This window comes from Pseudarthrobacter sp. NBSH8, assembly GCF_014217545.1.
Taxonomy (GTDB): Bacteria; Actinomycetota; Actinomycetes; order Actinomycetales; family Micrococcaceae; genus Arthrobacter.
Map to the genome: position 1 here is coordinate 1,267,280 of NZ_CP043178.1, position 13,988 is coordinate 1,281,267.

The window sequence follows — 13,988 nt, forward strand, 5'->3', positions numbered from 1 at the left end:
AACGGGCGCGGCTTTGTAGGGAACCTACAACTGGCCGGAAAATCGCCGAAATTATTCGGCGGACCACAGCTCCGTGATGCGTACGTTTGCGTGCGCGAGGAGACTGCGCAGGGTGGAGACTGACAGCCCCACAACGGCGTGCGGGTCCCCGTCCACCTTCAGGATGAACGCGCCGCCCAGGCCGTCGATGGTGAAGGAGCCGGCGCAGTGAAGCGGTTCGCCCGTGGCGATGTACGCGTCGATCTCTTCCGGATCCATGTCCGTGAAGTGGACCTCGGCGGAGGCGACCGCCCCGAGCGTGGCGCCGGATCCCGGTGCTGGGGCGCCGTCGTCGGGCGCCCCAGCCGCGATCTCCTCGTCGGGCTCGTCATCGGCTGCCGTTGCGCGGCAATCCACCAGCCAGTGGCCGGTGTGCAGGACCCCGCTGTTGCCGCTCATCCGCAGCATCCGTTGGCGGGCGACGGCGGCCGTGTACGGTTTGCCGTGCGCCTCGCCGTCGAATTCGAAGACGGAGTCGCAGCCGATGACCAGTGCGCCGTCCGCTTCCGGCAACGCGGCCACCGCCTCGGCCTTGGCGCGTGCCAGCAGCAGCGCGGTATCGTGCGGATCCGTAACGCCGTAGCGGGCCTGGACCGCGTCCTCGTCCACGTCGGAGACCAGCACGGAGTGCCGGATGCCGGCGTCGGCCAGGAGCTTGGTGCGGGCGGGGGACTGGGAGGCGAGGATGAGGCGGGTCACTGTTTCAGCCTAATGGACGGGCTCGGCCCGCTTCTGCGGCTCGTTTTCGCGGCGTTCCAGCCGGGCGCCCTCCACATCCACATCAGGCAGGATCCGGTCCAGCCACTTCGGCAGCCACCAGGTCTTTTCGCCGAGGAGGTACATTACGGCCGGGACGATGGTCATGCGGACCACAAAGGCATCCAGCAGCACACCGAACGCCATGGCGAAGCCCAACGGCCGGACCATGGTCAGGTGGCTGAAGATGAAGCCGGCGAACACACTGACCATGATGATCGCAGCGGCGGTCACCACGGTGCCGGCGTGGCTGAAGCCGATGCGAACGGCCTTTTTGGCCGGGGCGCCATGCATGTAGGCCTCGCGCATGCCGGAGGCGATGAACACCTGGTAGTCCATGGCCAGGCCGAACAGCACACCGATCAGGATGATCGGGAGGAAGCTCAGGACCGCGCCGGGATTGGCGACGTCGAACACGCCGCCCAGCCAGCCCCACTGGTAGACGGCCACCACCAGGCCGAACGCTGCGGCCAGGGACAGCAGGAAACCGCCGGTTGCCAGGAGGGGAACCACAATGGAGCGGAACACCAGCAGCAGCAGGATGAGGGAGAGCCCGACGACGATCGCCAGGTACGGGGGCAGGGCGTCGCCGAGTTTTGAGGAGACGTCGATGTTGCCGGCCGTCTGTCCGGTCAGGCCGATGGTGACCCCCGTTTCGGCCTGGATCTGCGTGCCGCGTTCGCGGAGTTCGCTCACCACCTGCACGGTGCCGGCCTTGGCGGGCCCCTCCTCCGGGATGACCTGGAAGACGGCTGTGCGGCGGTCTTCACTCAGTGCTACCGGTACTGTCGCCACCACGTTGTCCACGCCCCGGATCAGTTCCGCGACGTCATACTGCAGTTTTTGGGCCTGGGTTTCGTCCAGGCCGGCCGGGAATTCACCCACCACCACAATGGGTCCGGTGACGCCTTCGCCGAAGCTGCGCGCGGTGACGTCATAGGCCTGGTAGGCCTCGGAGTCCACCGGTTCGGAGCCGCCGTCGGGCAGTGCGAGCTGAAGCTGAGCGGCAGGCAGGGCCAGCGTCCCCAGTAGGAGCACGCCGGAGACGAGCGCCACGATGGGGTGCCTGGTGACCATGCCGCCCCAGCCCCGGGTGCTCTTTTCCTCGTCACTGGCCTGGTCCGCAACCTCGTGGCCGGCCTCGGCATTGTGGGCATCGGCCTTGGCCCAGGCCCGCCGGGAAATGATGCGCCGGCCGATCAGGGACAGCAAGGCGGGAGTCAGGGTGAGTGCCACCAGGACGGCCACCGCGACGGTGCCGGCCGCGGCCAGGCCCATCACGCTCAGGAACGGCAGGCCGGGCACCACCAGGGCAGCCAGGGCAATGATGACCGTCAGGCCGGCAAAAAGCACCGCGTTGCCCGAGGTTCCGGTGGCGCGCGCCACGGATTCTTCGGGGTCCATACCCGCCTGCAGCTGGGTCCGGTGCCGGTTGACGATGAACAGGGAGTAGTCGATGCCCACCGCGAGGCCCAGCATCAGCGCGAGCATGGGCGAGATGGAACTCATCTCGAAGGCGCCGGACAGGGCGAACGTGATGCCTACGCCGACGCCAACGCCGATGACGGCCATCAGCAGTGGCAGGCCCGCGGCGATGAGCGTGCCGAGCATCAGGATCAGGACCAGGGCCGCGACCCCGATGCCGATGATTTCTGCGGTGCCGAAGAGTTCTGAAATGTCCTCGGTGATTTCCTTGCTGGCCAGGGCCGTCACCCCGGCGGACGAAGCCTCATGCGCGATGTCCTGCACCTGCTGGCGCACCGCCGGTGTGAGGGCATTGATGGAGGTGTTGAACTGCACCTGTGCCACGGCTGCCTGACCGTCCGTAGAGACGAAGCGGATCCCGGCCGAAGCTTCCGCCTGCCGCTTGCCCAGGTCAAGCTTGGCCTTGGCAGCCTGCAGTTCCTGGGTGCCGGCCTCGAGCTGCGCCTTGCCCTGTGCGAGGGCGGCCTTCTGGACTCCGAGCCGGGCTTCGATCATGGCTGGGGTGGCGCCGCCGGCAGCGAGCTGCTGCTCAGCGGCGCTCAGCTGCGCGGCGCCGGCGTCGAGTTCGGCGCGTGAGGCATCCAGGCGGGCCTGGCCCGCGGCAAGCTGCTGCTCGCCGTCGGCGATGGCCTGCCCGGCCTGGTCCAGCCCGGCCTGTGTGGCGAATGGATCCACCGTGGCCTTGACGTCCGGCAGGTCACCAAGCTTGGTCAGCGCGGCTGTGACGGCGGCGCGGCTCCGGTCGGTAAAGCCGCCTTCCGGGGCTTCAAAGACAATCGTCGCAGAACCGCCCGACGCTGCCGGCAGTTCCTGCTTCAGCTTGTCCGCGACCCGCTGGGTCTCGGTGCCTGGAATCTGGAAGTTGTTGGACAGCGTGCCGTGGAAGGCGGCTGCGGAACCGCCCACGGCCACCAGCGCCGCGAGCCAGAGGGAAATGACCAGCCAACGGTGGCGGTAGGAGAACTTGCCGAGGCGGTAGAGCAGCAGGGCCATGTCAAAGCCGTTCTTTGAGGAGGGGGGTTGTGGCAGTTGTGGGAGTCGCGGCGGGGCCGGCTGCTGGAAGAGGGCTGCCGAAACCGGAGCCGAGGTGGCCCATGGCGTCAATGAGCAGTTGCCGCAGGACAGCGAGCGATGCGGGGGAGAGATCGGCGCCGCACTGGACGAACCATACGTCCATGGCCGCCTTCCCGCAGGAGATGACGGAGCCTGCAAGGGCGCGCAGGTACAGTTCGTCGACGGCGGCGCCCGGCGTTCTGGCGAAGCGCTCCCTGGCCGCGCTGATGATCTCTTCGGTGCAGTGGTCCCACGCTTCGAGTTCGGACCGGGACAGGACCGCGTTGTCCTGGGTGAGTGTGAAGAGCTCAGCCAGCGGTGCCACGGTCATGGGGTCGGCGAGTTGCATCAGGGCCGCGCGGGCGGACTCCAGAACCGGCTCGTTTGCGGGGCGCAGCCGGAACTGCTGAAGGGCGCTGTCCAGGAACCCGTGCGTCACTGAGGCCAGGGCGGCTTCGATGCTGCTGAAGTAATTGAAGAACGTGCGGCGCGATATCCCGGCTGATTCGGCGATATCCTCCGCCGTGAAATTCCCTGGGCCGTTCGCACGCAGCAGGGTCAAAGCGGCGTCGGTGATGGCCTGGCGGGTGGCGGCTTTGTTCAGCTCACGGCGCGAGAGAAGTTCGGGCATGAAATTACCCTACGTGCAAGTTTGCACACGAGGCAAATTTATTCACAGGAAGATGAAAGGTTCCCGACAGCTCCCCCTGATGCTGCCGCCGGAGACTGGGAGAGTTCCCAGAGGGACACACGACCAGCCGTCACCTGACGGCAGATCCAGGAGACAGAAATGGTACGGACAAAGAGAATCACCCTCGGCCTGACGGCCACCGCCCTAGCTCTCGGTGCTGGAATCGGCATAGCCGGAGTCGCCTCGGCAACCACAACGCCGACCCCGACCCCGAGCGCCAGCTCGAGCACGTCGGCGGACGGCAGCACCAGTGCCGCGACCGCCGACGGCAAGGGCATGCGAGGCGGTCACGGCCACGGCGGCTTCCGCGGCGTCGAGGCCGCGGAACTGGCCACGAAGCTGGGCGTGGATGAAGCCAAGGTGACGGAGGCCCTGAAGGCCTACCGTGACGCCAACAAGCCACCCACCCCGCCGGCCGACGGAACAAAAACTGAAGGAACCCGACCGGACCCGGCCGCGAAGCAGGCTGAACTGGCGAAGTCCCTCGCGGCGACGCTGGGCATCGACGAGGCAAAGGTCACAGCGGCGCTTGAAGAGCTGCGTACTGCCGAACAGGCGGATCGCGCCGCGGCTCTGAAAACGCGCCTGGATGCAGCCGTCACTGACGGCAAGCTGACCCAGGCCGAGGCGGACGCCGTGACCAAGGCTGTCCAGAGCGGAGTCATCGGAGGTGGCGGTCGCTAGCAAAAGGGCACCCCGCCCCCGAAGAGTTTTTGTCCAGATAATGCCCCTTTAAGCGTTTCCTGGGCGCATTATCTGGACAAAAACTCGGGGTGGGGTGTTGCGGGGTGTGGCTGCGGCTGTGCGTCAGGCCTTCGCGTCGGCCAGCTCGCGTCCGGCTTCCGAAGAGTCGGTAGCCCCGGTGATGGCGGAGGGATCCGCGGTGGACGAGTCGGCGTCGTCGTCCACAAACGGAGTGCCGTTCCGGGGCGCGTTGTAGAGCGCCTCGTCAAGGATGCCCTGGCGCTTGGCCACGATGGTGGGCACCAGGGCCTGGCCTGCAACGTTGACCGCGGTGCGGCCCATGTCCAGGATGGGATCGATCGCCAGCAGGAGTCCGACGCCGGCCAGGGGCAGGCCCAGCGTGGAGAGCGTCAGGGTGAGCATTACGACGGCGCCGGTGGTGCCGGCCGTTGCGGCGGAACCGAGGACCGAGACGAGGGCGATGAGCAGGTAATGGCTGGCGTCCAGCGGGACGCCGAAGAACTGGGCCACGAAGATGGCGGAGATCGCGGGGTAGATCGCGGCGCAGCCGTCCATCTTGGTGGTGGCGCCCAAGGGCACGGCGAAGGAAGCGTAGGCGCGGGGAACACCCAGGCTGCGCTCCGTGACGCGCTGGGTCAGCGGCAAGGTTCCGATCGAGGAGCGGGACACAAACGCCAGCTGCACGGCAGGCCAGACGCCGGAGAAGTACTGCTTCACGGACAGGCCATGGGAGCGGATGAGGGCCGGGTAAACAACAAACAGCACCAGGGCAAGGCCCACGTAAATGGCGAAGGTGAACTTGCCGAGCGCGCCGATGGTGTCCCAGCCGTAGACGGCCGCGGCGTTGCCGATCAGGCCAACAGTGCCGAGCGGGGCGATCCGGATGATCCACCAGAGGACCTTCTGGATGACGGCCAGCGCCGAAGCGTTGAGGTTCAGGAACGGCTCGGCAGCTTTGCCCACCTTGAGGGCGGCGACGCCGACGGCGATGGCAATCACCAGGATCTGGAGCACGTTGAAGCTGACAGAGGTGGCGACCGTTGTGGCTGCGGTGGCGCTTTCAGTCACGGTGGAGCTGGCGCCGAGGCCAAGGAAGTTCTTGGGGAACAGCCCGATCAGGAAGGACCACCAGTCACCGGACTTGCCGGCGTACTTGGCTTCCTGGGTGATGCCGGTGTTGGCGCCGGGCTGCAGGAACACGCCGAGGCCGATTCCGATCACCACAGCGATCAGGGACGTGATGGCGAACCAGAGCAGGGTGTTCCAGGCCAGCTTGGCGGCGTTGGAGACCTGGCGCAGGTTCGAGATGGAGCTGACCACGGCGGTGAAGATCAGCGGAACCACCGCGGTCTGCAGCAGCGAAACGTAGCTGGAGCCGATGGTCTGCAGCGTGGCGCCGAGGCCGTTGGGGATCTCCTTGGTGCTGCCGGTGTACTTGGCCAGCAGGCCGAGGCCCAGCCCGACAATGAGGGCGGCGATGATCTGGAAACCGAACGAGCCAGCCCACTTGGGCAGCTGGAAGCCGGTCGTTCCTGCGGATTCTGGGGTGCGGGTTTGAGTGCTCACCAGAACACGCTAGGCCCGGGCTTCTTATCACAGCGAACAAATGTTGAGAAATGTTACGCCACCACCAATCCCATTAAAGCCCTGTATCCCCGGAAATCCAGCTCCACTCAAGGCAATTGTGAAGTTATTCCCGCCGTCATTGTGCCAAACGTCACCCCGGACCTGGCTAATCCAGCAGCGCCCGCCGGAGGGTGTCGAGGCCTACGGAGCCGACGTTCAGTGCCTTGGTGTGGAACGCCTTGAGGTCGAAGCCTGGCCGGGTTTCGAGGTCGGCGCGGATCTGTTCCCAGAGGCGCTGTCCCACTTTGTAGGAGGGTGCCTGGCCGGGCCAGCCGAGGTACCGGGTGAATTCGAATTTGAGCTGGCCTTCGCTGATGGGCAGGTTCTCCTTGAGGAAGTCGTAGCCCGCCTCCGGGGTCCACGTTCCGGTGCCCCAGCGTTCGGGGATCTTGAGTTCCAGGTGGACGCCGATGTCGAACACCACGCGGGCCGCCCGCATCCGCTGCATGTCCAGCATGCCCAGGTGGTCGCCGGGATCGGCCAGGTAGCCGAGTTCCTGCATGAGCTTTTCGGCGTACAGGGCCCAACCTTCGCCGTGGCCGGACGTCCAGCAGATGTTGCGCCGCCACTTGTTCAGCAGTTCCCGCCGGTAGATGGCGGTGGCCACCTGCAGGTGGTGGCCGGGGACGCCTTCATGGAAGACCGTGGTGGTTTCGGCCCAGGTGGTGAAGGTGTCTTCGCCGGCAGGAACTGACCACCACATCCGGCCCGGGCGTGAGAAGTCGTCAGAGGGGCCGGTGTAGTAAATGCCGCCCTCGTCGGTCGGGGCGATGAGGCATTCGAGCTTCTTCATTACGTCCGGGATCTCGAAGTGCACCCCGGCAAGTTCGGCAACTGCCTTGTCCGAGAGTTCCTGCATCCACGCTTTGAGGGCCTCCGTGCCCTTGAGCTGGCGTGCCGGGTCATTGTTGAGGAGGTCCTTGGCCTCCGCGATGCTGGCCCCGGGCTTGATGCGGGACGCGACATTTTCCTGCTCGGCGATGAGCCGGTCCAGTTCCTGGACGCCCCAGGCGTAGGTCTCTTCGAGGTCGACGGCGGCGCCCAGGAAGGATCGCGAAGCCAGTGCGTAGCGTTCCCGGCCGACGGCGTCCTGCTGCGGGGCGGCAGGCAGCAGCTCCGTGCGCAGGAACTTCGCGAGGTCCCGGTAGGCACCACGGGCGGCGGCAGCACCGGCGTCGAGCCTTCCCCGGGTTTCGACCGGCAGCGGACCACCGGCAGTCCGGGCCCTGGCGGCGAGCTTGGCGAAGAAGCCGTCGTTGGCGGCGTATTTGGTGGTCTGCTCGATGACGATGGACACCTGGCGTCCGGCCGCGACCTTGCCCGCGTCCCGGGCCTGGCGCAGGGATTCCATGTAGCCGCGGAGAGCCCCAGGGACGTTAAGGGCGCGGCCGGCGATGTGCTCCCAATGTTCAGCGGTTTCGGTGGGCATCAGGTCGAAAATGGCCCGGATGTCCTGTGCAGGGGAGGCGATGTTGTTCAGCTCCGCCTCGTCCCAGCCCGATTCGTGGATTTCCAGCTGGAGGCCCAGCCGTTCCCGCATCGCGTCCAGGGTGACGGCGTCAACGTCGTCCTGGGGCACCAGGTCCGCCAGGGCCGCGAGGGCATTCCGGGCTTCCGCTGCAAAGCCGGCGATGCCGGCGGGGGAGTAATCCGGGTACTCGGACTCGTGCCCCGGCAGCCCCAGCGTGGTGGCAAGCGACGGGTTCAGCCGGATGAGTGTGTCGGTATAGTCATCCGCCACGGCATCGATGGCGGAGTGCGGGCGGGCGGCGGGGACGGCTTCGGTAGTCACGCCACGAGCCTAACCCCGGCTCCGCCTCCACGCGCCGGGACCCGGCGTCGGGGCGAGCCGCAGCTGCTGGCGGCGCACCCAGTCGCGGGCGGTGGGCTTCCCGGCGGCCACGGCGTCGGCGCTGCCCAGGGAAAGCACGACGGCGGTCAGCGCCGCGAGCTCCTCGGCCGACGGGTGGCCCTTGACAACTGAGATTAGGGGGAGTGCGGCTTCGGCCACCGGCTCGTCGGTGGGGATCACAGCGGGATGTTCCCGTGCTTCTTGGTGGGCAGGCTCGCCCGCTTGTCACGGAGGGCACGGAGGCCCTTGATGATCTGGCCCCGGGTATCTGACGGTGCGATAACCGCGTCCACGTAGCCCAGCTGGGCGGCCTGGTAGGGGTTCAGCAGCTCTTCTTCATACTGCTTGATGACCTCGGCGCGCCTGGCCTCAACGTCTCCGCCGGCCTCGGCAACGGCGGCCAGGTCGCGGCGGTACAGGATGTTGACGGCGCCCTGGGCGCCCATCACGCCAATCTGCGCCGTGGGCCACGCCACGTTCAGGTCCGCGCCGAGCTTCTTGGAGCCCATCACGATGTACGCGCCGCCGTAGGCCTTGCGGGTGATGACCGTCAGCTTGGGGACGGTGGCTTCGGCGTAGGCGTACAGCAGCTTGGCGCCGCGGCGGATGATGCCCTGGAACTCCTGGTCCTTGCCCGGCAGGAAGCCGGGGACATCCACAAGGGTGATGATGGGGATGTTGAAGGCATCGCAGTTCCGGACGAAGCGGGCGGCCTTCTCCGAGGCTGCGATGTCCAGCGTGCCGGCGAACTGCAGCGGCTGGTTGGCCACAATCCCTACGGTGTGGCCCTCGACCCGGCCGTAGCCGATGATGATGTTGGGGGCATAGAGGGACTGCATCTCCAGGAAATGGGCGTCGTCAACGATCTGCTCGATGACGGTGCGCATGTCGTACGGCTGGTTGGCAGAGTCCGGTACGAGCGTGTCCAGGGCGAGGTCGTCGTCGTTGATCTCCAGCTCCTGCTGGTGCTCCAGCACCGGGGCCTCGGCGAGGTTGTTGGACGGCAGGAAGTCCAGCAGTTCGCGGACGAACTCGATGGCATCGGCTTCGTCGGAGGCCAGGTAAGTGGACGTGCCCGTGTTGGCATTATGCTGGCGGGCGCCGCCGAGGGTTTCCATGTCCACGTCTTCGCCGGTGACGGTCTTGATGACGTCCGGTCCCGTGATGAACATGTGCGAGGTCTTGTCCACCATCACCACGTAGTCCGTGAGGGCGGGGGAGTAGGCCGCGCCGCCGGCGGACGGGCCCATGATGAGCGAAATCTGCGGCACCACACCGGACGCGTGGACGTTATTGCGGAAGATGTCGGCAAACATGGCCAGGGAGGCCACGCCTTCCTGGATGCGGGCACCGCCGCCGTCCAGGATGCCTACCACAGGGCAGCCGTTGCGCAGGGCGAATTCCTGGACCTTGACGATCTTCTCGCCGTTGACCTGGCTCAGCGATCCGCCGTACACCGAAAAGTCCTGGCTGTAGACGGCTACGGGACGCCCGTCCACTGTGCCGTAGCCGGAGACCAGCCCGTCGCCCAGCGGCTTCTTCTTTTCCATCCCGAAAGCGGTGGAGCGGTGCACTGCCAGAGCGTCAAGTTCCACAAACGAGCCCTCGTCCAGCAGCAGGTCCACGCGCTCGCGGGCGGTGTTTTTGCCGCGGGCGTGCTGCTTCTCGATGGCTTCGGGGCCGGAGGGTTGTTCTGCACGGGCCTGGCGGTCGCGGAAATCGGCGATCTTTCCTGCTGTCGTTGTCAGATCGTGGCTCATCAAGTGTCTCCGGCTCTGTAGCAGATTAGTGCTGTAACAATGTGGTGCTGGGTGCGGTGGTGGCGGGCAGGCCGGGCGCGGGATTTAAGTAGCTTCCACACAATGGACGAACCCTGCTGGCTAGTCTAATGACGCATCTGCGTGGGACGACTGTAGAAAACCTACAATTTTCCGCACTTTCCAGCGGTCAGCCGTATGTTACCGGCCAGTAACATACCTCGGCTACAGTGGAGCCATGACTTCCAGCAACGATCCCGCGACTCCGTACCGGGCCGCCGCCGCAACGCCCTACCAGGCCGCCGGGTCCCTTCGGGGCCGCACCATTCTGATGTCCGGCGGCAGCCGCGGGATCGGGCTGGCCATTGCCACCCGGGCCGCGCAGGACGGTGCCAATATTGTCCTGATGGCCAAGACCGGTCAGCCCCATGCCAAGCTGGCAGGCACTGTCTTCACCGCCGCCGAGCAGGTGGAAGCCGCCGGGGGCCAGGCCCTGGCCATCGTGGGTGACGTGCGCAGTGACGACGACGTCGTCGGAGCCGTGGCGGCCGCCGTCGAGCGTTTCGGCGGGATCGACATCGTCCTCAACAACGCGTCCGCGATTGATCTCTCCTCCACCGACGACGTGGACATGAAGCGCTACGACCTGATGCAGGACATCAACGTCCGCGGGACATTCCTGCTGTCCAAGCTGTCGCTGCCGGCGCTGCGTAAATCGGCCCACGCGCACATCCTGACGCTCTCGCCGCCCTTGAATCTTGACCCCTACTGGGCAGGCAAGCATCTGGCGTACACGATGGCCAAATACGGGATGAGCCTCACGACGCTTGGCCTTGCCGAAGAACTCAAGGCCGACGGCGTCAACGTCAACTCACTCTGGCCGTGCACCCTCATCGATACCGCGGCCATCCGGAACATGCCCGGCGGCCAGGAAATCGTCCGCGCTGCCCGCGGACCGCAGGTCATGGCCGACGCAGCCCATGCCGTCCTGACCGGCAGCCACCTGGCCGGCGCGCACGGGGCCGGCAATGACGGGGGTAGTGCGGGTTCCCCCAGTGGCAACTTCTACACGGACGAAGAGGTGCTTCGCGCGGCGGGTGTCACTGATTTCCGTCCGTACAGCCTCGGGGCGGCGGAGGATCGGCTGGTTCCGGACATATTCCTCTAGAGCCGCGGTTCCAGTCGTGTGGCTGCGGGAACGGCCAGTGGCGGCGCTTGAGTCGATAGGATTCAACCATGGATGACGCACACACCCCAGGAAATCCGTTGAATCGCGGGGCCTTGGCGGACCAGGATTTCCTTGCGGCCACGGGCATCGCCAAGGTGGTGGTAGTTGACTCCACCGGCTCCACCAACGCCGACCTCCTGCGCTCGGTGACCGTTGAACCCAAAGAGTGGCCGGACCTGTCAGTGCTGACTGCCGAGTACCAGACCGCCGCCCGGGGACGCCTGGACCGGCGTTGGGAGGCGCCTCCGATGAGCTCGGTGTCGGTGTCACTCGTCCTGCGGCCCGCTAACGCAGAGGGCAGGCCGCTGCCCACCCAAACGTATTCGTGGCTGTCACTGCTGGGCGCACTCGCGCTGCGGGAGACGCTGACCGAGGCCGCAGGGATTCCGGCCGAGCTCAAGTGGCCCAATGACGTTCTGGTCCGTGGCCGCAAGATCGCCGGCATCCTGGCCCAGCTGGGGCCAATGGGGGACGGTTCCGTTCCGCCGGTTATTTTGGGGACCGGCCTGAACGTGACTTTGACCGCATCAGAACTCCCGGTGCCCACAGCGACGTCGGTTGCCCTGGAAGAGCCGCTGACTGTTGATAGGACCCTACTGCTCAAGAGCTACCTCGCCCATTTCACAGTGCTCTACCGCAGCTTCTGCAATGCCGACGGCGACCCCACCGCCGGGATTGCCGGCGGCGCGTCGCTCCACAAACGGGTGGAGTCCGTCATGGTGACGCTGGGCAAGCAAGTGCGTGCGCAGCTGCCCGGTGACCACGAGATCATCGGGCACGCTTCGAGGCTGGACGAGTACGGCTCACTCCTGGTGGTGGACAAGGACCGCCGGGAACATGTGGTCACCGCCGGCGATGTAGTCCATCTGCGCCCGTGGGCCCCGCCCGGCCAGGGCACCGAAAGCGGCTATGCGTAAAGGCCTCGTGCCGGGCGAGCAGGTCATTACGATCACCCGCCCGCAGCCGAGGAAGCTGGCCGGCCCTGCCGCAGCCTTTATTGCGGCGCCGGCCGCGGCAGCCTTCGCCTGTGCCTGGACCGTGCGCGGCGAGGCGACCCGACTAATGCCCGTGGCTTCCGCTGACTGGACGCCGTGGATCGTCCTGGCATGCGTCCTGGCCGCAGCGTGGATATGGTTGGCATATTGCCTGCCTCGGCTCCTGCGGTGGCAGGCAACCCGGTACGTCCTCACGAGCCGACGGATTGTTGCCCGCTATGGCATGGTGCGGCGCCGGGACGAGCAGGTCAACCTCGCGTCGATCCGCCACGTCACGGTCCACCAGTCGGTGCTGCAGCGCATATTGCGCTCCGGGAATATATCCTTGGAAACCGGGTACCAAGGTGTGGTGAGCATCCAGGACGTCCCGGAAGCAGTACGGTTCCGGGACTTCGTGCTGGATGCAATAGACGAACTGCCCGCGGGCGGGGACCCGGGGACCGGTGAGGTATCGGATTATACAAACCAGGCGCTGCCGTGGGAGTTGAGAGAAGGTGGAGACGATGAACGATGAGGACCAGCGGGACGAAGCGGACCTGCCGGCTCCCGCCGTGCCTGAAACTGCCCACCCGGCAACAGGCACACTGTCTCCCGAGCGAGTGGCTGCCAAGGCGCTCGAGGCCAGGCTGTTGGGCGGCGAACGGAAGCTGCGGCGCCGTGAGGTGGCCGCCGGGGCAGGGCTGTCCCTCCTGTCGGCGCGGAAGCTGTGGCGTGCCCTCGGCTTTCCGAACTTCGGCGACGAAGACGTCGCCTTCACCGAACGGGATCAGGCGGCGCTGTCCACGGTGGTTGACCTGGTCCGCACCGGGGTGCTGACCGAAGAAGCCGCCATCTCCGTGACCCGGTCCATCGGACAGATGACAGACCGCATGGTGGTCTGGCAGATCGAGGCTCTGGTGGAGGACATGGTCCACGAGCAGGGCGTCACGGACGCCGTGGCCCGCAAGCGCCTGGTGAAGGAACTGCCCTCCTTGCTGGACGCACTGGAGGAGATGCTGGTTTATTCGTGGCGGAGGCAACTCAATGCCGGCGTTCAACGCCTGGCCGTGCGGGCCGAGGCTGGCTTGCAGGCCAGCGAAGAAGGCCGCGATGGCGATGAAGACGATGCCCCGCTGCCGTTGGCCCGCGCCGTCGGTTTTGCTGACCTGGTGTCCTATACGAGTCTCTCCCGCCGGATGAACGAAAAGACCCTGGCCCGGCTGGTCCAGCGCTTTGAGAACAAATGCGCCGAAATCATTTCCGTGGGCGGCGGGCGGCTGGTCAAGACAGTAGGCGATGAAGTCCTGTATATCGCCGAAACGCCGGCAGCCGGAGCGGAGATCTCGCTGGCGCTGGCACAGGCGTTCACCGAAGACGAGATCCTGCCGGAAGCGCGGGTGGCGATGGTCTGGGGCCGGATACTGTCCCGGCTGGGTGACGTCTACGGCCCGACGGTCAACCTCGCCGCCCGGCTGACCACCTTGGCGGAGCCGGGAACGGTCCTGATCGACTCCATGACAGCTTCCGCGCTGGACCAGGACAAACGCTTCATTCTCGTTCCGAAGGCCGCCGAAAATGTCCGCGGGTTCGGCGAAATCCACCCGGTACTCCTGGCGCGCGGCCAAGGAAAAGGCCTGGTCCTCGACTAGGGCGTTGCCGCCCCCGCATTTATCCAGTTGTTGGCGTATCGCGCTATAGTCGACCGTGGCGGGCTCCCCGTCGCGCAGGACCAGGGGAGCGCTCCCCATCGCCGCAGCTGCAATGCTTCGGTAGGCTGACCCCGGGAACAGAGAGCCCGGTATCGGGTCCTTGGAGGGGGCGC

12 protein-coding genes are annotated in these 13,988 nt (G+C 66.4%); 5 read left to right on the forward strand and 7 right to left on the reverse strand.

Translation table 11 applies throughout. The features are described 5' to 3' along the window. Window positions 1-51: 51 nt before the first annotated feature. The 3 genes from FYJ92_RS05835 to FYJ92_RS05845 are packed head-to-tail and all read right to left on the reverse strand — an operon-like array spanning window position 52 to window position 3,964. Entirely contained in the window at window positions 52-738 is a 687-nt protein-coding gene (locus FYJ92_RS05835) for a nucleoside triphosphate pyrophosphatase (protein WP_185263007.1), read from the reverse strand. 9 nt (window positions 739-747) lie between these two features. Then, window positions 748-3,273 (reverse strand): MMPL family transporter, encoded by a 2,526-nt coding sequence (locus FYJ92_RS05840; protein ID WP_185263008.1) that lies wholly within the window; start codon window positions 3,271-3,273, stop codon window positions 748-750. Window position 3,274: 1 nt separating this feature from the next. Continuing rightward, window positions 3,275-3,964: a TetR/AcrR family transcriptional regulator gene (locus FYJ92_RS05845; RefSeq protein WP_185263009.1), complete on the reverse strand. Its 690-nt coding sequence runs from the start codon at window positions 3,962-3,964 to the stop codon at window positions 3,275-3,277. 159 nt (window positions 3,965-4,123) lie between these two features. Here FYJ92_RS05845 and FYJ92_RS05850 point away from each other — a divergent pair, with 159 nt between their 5' ends. Continuing rightward, a complete protein-coding gene (locus FYJ92_RS05850) occupies window positions 4,124-4,708 on the forward strand; it encodes a hypothetical protein (protein ID WP_185263010.1) in 585 nt (194 codons plus the stop codon). A gap of 123 nt (window positions 4,709-4,831) precedes the next feature. Here the strand turns inward: FYJ92_RS05850 and FYJ92_RS05855 are convergent, their stop codons facing one another. The 4 genes from FYJ92_RS05855 to FYJ92_RS05870 all read right to left on the reverse strand — a co-directional run bounded on the left by FYJ92_RS05855 (window position 4,832) and on the right by FYJ92_RS05870 (window position 9,967). Further along, window positions 4,832-6,295, reverse strand: coding sequence for a dicarboxylate/amino acid:cation symporter (locus FYJ92_RS05855; protein ID WP_185263011.1), 1,464 nt, complete (start codon window positions 6,293-6,295; stop codon window positions 4,832-4,834). A 166-nt stretch (window positions 6,296-6,461) separates the two neighbouring features. Continuing rightward, window positions 6,462-8,147: a DUF885 domain-containing protein gene (locus FYJ92_RS05860; protein WP_185263012.1), complete on the reverse strand. Its 1,686-nt coding sequence runs from the start codon at window positions 8,145-8,147 to the stop codon at window positions 6,462-6,464. A gap of 9 nt (window positions 8,148-8,156) precedes the next feature. Next, window positions 8,157-8,387 carry an acyl-CoA carboxylase subunit epsilon gene (locus tag FYJ92_RS05865; protein WP_185263013.1) on the reverse strand — a complete coding sequence of 77 codons (231 nt, stop codon included), beginning with the start codon at window positions 8,385-8,387 and terminating at the stop codon, window positions 8,157-8,159. Beyond that, the gene (locus FYJ92_RS05870; RefSeq protein ID WP_185263014.1) at window positions 8,384-9,967 is read right to left on the reverse strand and encodes an acyl-CoA carboxylase subunit beta; all 1,584 of its coding nucleotides are present in this window, start codon (window positions 9,965-9,967) and stop codon (window positions 8,384-8,386) included. The genes FYJ92_RS05865 and FYJ92_RS05870 overlap by 4 nt, the downstream gene beginning before the upstream one ends. Window positions 9,968-10,202: 235 nt before the next feature. Between FYJ92_RS05870 and FYJ92_RS05875 the strand changes: the two genes are divergently transcribed. From FYJ92_RS05875 to FYJ92_RS05890, 4 genes are all read left to right on the forward strand, one after another. Then, entirely contained in the window at window positions 10,203-11,132 is a 930-nt protein-coding gene (locus FYJ92_RS05875) for an NAD(P)-dependent oxidoreductase (RefSeq protein WP_185263015.1), read from the forward strand. Window positions 11,133-11,200: 68 nt separating this feature from the next. Continuing rightward, complete coding sequence (locus FYJ92_RS05880; protein WP_185263016.1) at window positions 11,201-12,109, forward strand: biotin--[acetyl-CoA-carboxylase] ligase; 909 nt, start codon at window positions 11,201-11,203, stop codon at window positions 12,107-12,109. Further along, on the forward strand, window positions 12,102-12,701 hold the full coding sequence (locus FYJ92_RS05885) for a PH domain-containing protein (RefSeq protein WP_185263017.1): 600 nt from the start codon (window positions 12,102-12,104) through the stop codon (window positions 12,699-12,701). The genes FYJ92_RS05880 and FYJ92_RS05885 overlap by 8 nt, the downstream gene beginning before the upstream one ends. Continuing rightward, a complete protein-coding gene (locus FYJ92_RS05890; protein ID WP_185263018.1) occupies window positions 12,691-13,815 on the forward strand; it encodes an adenylate/guanylate cyclase domain-containing protein in 1,125 nt (374 codons plus the stop codon). Before FYJ92_RS05885 ends, FYJ92_RS05890 begins: the two co-directional genes overlap by 11 nt. Window positions 13,816-13,988 lie beyond the last annotated feature (173 nt).

Excerpts from the sequence above, each read along its gene's own strand:
- FYJ92_RS05840 (WP_185263008.1), bottom strand. The coding sequence starts at position 3,273 with ATGGCCCTGCTGCTCTACCGCCTCGGCAAGTTCTCCTACCGCCACCGT.
- FYJ92_RS05875 (WP_185263015.1), top strand. The coding sequence starts at position 10,203 with ATGACTTCCAGCAACGATCCCGCGACTCCGTACCGGGCCGCCGCCGCA.
- FYJ92_RS05890 (WP_185263018.1), top strand. The coding sequence starts at position 12,691 with ATGAACGATGAGGACCAGCGGGACGAAGCGGACCTGCCGGCTCCCGCC.
- FYJ92_RS05885 (WP_185263017.1), top strand. The coding sequence starts at position 12,102 with ATGCGTAAAGGCCTCGTGCCGGGCGAGCAGGTCATTACGATCACCCGC.
- FYJ92_RS05845 (WP_185263009.1), bottom strand. The coding sequence starts at position 3,964 with ATGCCCGAACTTCTCTCGCGCCGTGAGCTGAACAAAGCCGCCACCCGC.
- FYJ92_RS05850 (WP_185263010.1), top strand. The coding sequence starts at position 4,124 with ATGGTACGGACAAAGAGAATCACCCTCGGCCTGACGGCCACCGCCCTA.
- FYJ92_RS05880 (WP_185263016.1), top strand. The coding sequence starts at position 11,201 with ATGGATGACGCACACACCCCAGGAAATCCGTTGAATCGCGGGGCCTTG.
- FYJ92_RS05870 (WP_185263014.1), bottom strand. The coding sequence starts at position 9,967 with ATGAGCCACGATCTGACAACGACAGCAGGAAAGATCGCCGATTTCCGC.